Annotated in this window: 2 protein-coding genes; both read right to left on the minus strand. The window is 71.3% G+C overall.

All coding sequences use genetic code 11. The features are described from left to right. Positions 1–455 precede the first annotated feature (455 nt). Positions 456–1,724, minus strand: coding sequence for a M56 family metallopeptidase (locus AC08OX_RS14450; RefSeq protein WP_476608298.1), 1,269 nt, complete (start codon positions 1,722–1,724; stop codon positions 456–458). Positions 1,725–1,737: 13 nt separating this feature from the next. Next, entirely contained in the window at positions 1,738–2,280 is a 543-nt protein-coding gene (locus AC08OX_RS14455; protein WP_476608299.1) for a BlaI/MecI/CopY family transcriptional regulator, read from the minus strand. Positions 2,281–2,601 lie beyond the last annotated feature (321 nt).

The raw sequence follows: 2,601 nt of genomic DNA on the forward strand, positions 1-2,601 counted from the left end.
GTCTTGTCTCGTACGGGCACGGAGAACCTCCTCGCGATGCGACCACGCGGCTGACGGGGCCTCTCGTCGCCGCGCACGCGCAAGGCGTGCAAACACAGGGCAGGTGGAACGCACGGAAAAGTCAGGACCGGGGGCACGGCTGACCACAGGGACGGTGGATCGGAGGGAGGGGGCCACCCTTCGCTGACATCAGGTCGGCTGCCGTTGGCCGGCTCGGGTACGAGGCGGCAGGTGCCGTCACCGGGCGCCGGGGGGCTTACGGTGACGGATGCCAGTCGGCGGAACGGGTCCTGATGATCAGAGGGATCGATGGTAAGGGTGACAGAGCGCGCTCGCGACGCGATGAAAGTCAATGTGTGCACGGCAGACCAGAAGCGGGCGCCGGCTCATGACGCTGACAGTAGATATCATTCCGCCGCTTGTCAATAAAAAAAGTAGAGATTAACGCCTTCCGCTCAGCCGACCAGGAGAATAAGCGGGGGCGCGGCGAGCACGATGATCGCCCCGAAGTAGGCGCACGGCGGCATCCACCATGGCACTTCCGGCGGGTCGAGGAGCCGGGCGATCCGCGAGATGACCGGATTGGCCGTGCCGCGCCGAGGGCCGCCGCCGATCGGTCGTGTCTGGCCGGGCGCCGCATCGCCGGGGTCTGGCCCGCCGGGGTCTGGCCCGCCGGGGTCTGGCCCGCCGGGGTCTGGCCCGTCGGCGTCTGGGTTGCCCGGGCCGGGCGGGCCGGAATCGCGGACGCCGACCGCCGTAGGATCGTGGGAGCCGAGTGCGGGCAGCACAGCGGCCGGAGAATCGATGATCCCCAGCGCCCCGGCGGGGACCGGTGCCCTTGCCCCGCCCAGCCGGGCCAAGGCCCGCGCGAGCGATCGGCGGCTTGTCTGCCGGGCCGCCGCGTCGTCGGCGAGCATCTCGACGAGGAGCGAGACGGCCGCGGTCGCCTCCCTGGCCGGATCCAGGAACGGGAAGGTCCGCTCCCACGCGACGAACGGCTGGATGACGAGGTCGTGACGACCGGCGACGTGGGCCGCCTCGTGGGCGAGCACGGCGTCCAGCTCGGTGGCGTCGAGGGTGTTCAGTAGCCCGCGGGAGACCACAACCCGGGCGTGCCGCACCCCCGGCACGCAGTAGGCGACCGCGACGGGATGATCAAGGATGCGCAGTAGAATGCCGGCCCGGTCCCGGTGTTCGCACAGGCAGCAGCCGGTTGCGCCCCCGCCGTCGGCGGTTGTGCCAGGGTCGGTGGCCGCACCAGAGTCCGCGGCTGTGCCGGAATGATGGGACGCACGGCCGGGCGGGACGCAGGTCTCATGCCGGCGATGCCGACGGCCAGCCAGATCGACCAGGTCGCGGTGTCGGTGACGCTCGCGAAGGGTGGCGGCGCTGGAGGTGCCGAGCACCCCGAACAGCCGGGAGGCCAAGGCCGCCGCCACAGCGAGGCCGATGAGGTTGATCAGGCCCAGGCCCGTCAGCGGCGCGCCGGCCGCGATGTTGTCGAGATGGTCGGCGATGGCGGTCGGGGTGTCGCCGGACAGTGGTGAGACGGTGAACGCGATCGCCGCGAGCAGCGCCGACACTCCGCCGGCCAGACCGACCGCCTGCCAGAGCACGATCGCCGCCCGTGGACATCGGTAGGGCCAGCGCGCGGCGGCCAGCAGGCGTGGGACCGGCCAGGCCAACATGCCCGCGAACAGGGCGAGAAGTGCCGCGGTCGTCATGTCCCGGCTAACGCTACCGGTGGTCGGGCGGAATCTGGGCCGTTCGATCCGGGTCGGTGGCTACCGTGACGATCTGCTCCGGGTCGTCGCGGGGCGGGTCTCCGATCGCCGGACCGCGCCGGGCCTCGGCGTGCCGGACCTCCGTGTGCGGATCCTCGGCGCGCGGGGCCTCTCCGCCAGGCACGAAGATGCCGGGTTCCCCGGGACCGACGGGTTCCAGGGCACGGCGAAGGATCTCGGCCTCCTCCGCGGACACCGACCCCACGAAGCGGACCAGGGCGGAACCACGATCGTCCGCCGTGCCGAGCGCCTCCATCATCGCCTCGGCCACGACGGCCTCGCGACTGTCGCTGGCCGCGTAGCGATGCGCGCGCGCCGAACGCTGACGCCGCACGAATCCCTTCCGTTCCAACCGTTCGAGCACGGTCAGCACGGTGGTGTACGCGAGATCGCGTTCATGCTGGAGACGGCCGGCGACCTCGCGGGCCGTCAGCCAGTCGTCGCTCGCCCACAACACGTCCATGACCGACCGTTCGAGGTCACCCAGGCGCGCCATGGTGCCAATCCTACGTGGCGTAGAACATTCGTGGAACCGAACGGGGTGCTTCGTTGAGGCCTGTTGCGTCACAGCCACGCGGCAACGGTGCCGGCCGTCGGGGAGGAACCGGGGAGGAACCGGCCTTCCAGCCCCCGATCTGCCTCCGGGCTCCCGATCAGCGCCCGGCTCCGGAGCAGTGCGAACGCGCCGGCTGACTGATCCGCCGTAAGTGTTCGGTGATGTCGTGGGAGGGCTCGCCGAATGCCCGGCCGGCGTTGCCGGTCGGGTGCTGTCGGTGAGGCGAGTTAAGGCGCGGGTCCGTCGTGATCGGGGCGGGCG

The sequence above is a fragment of the Frankia sp. CoBUL1 genome, assembly GCF_978021245.1.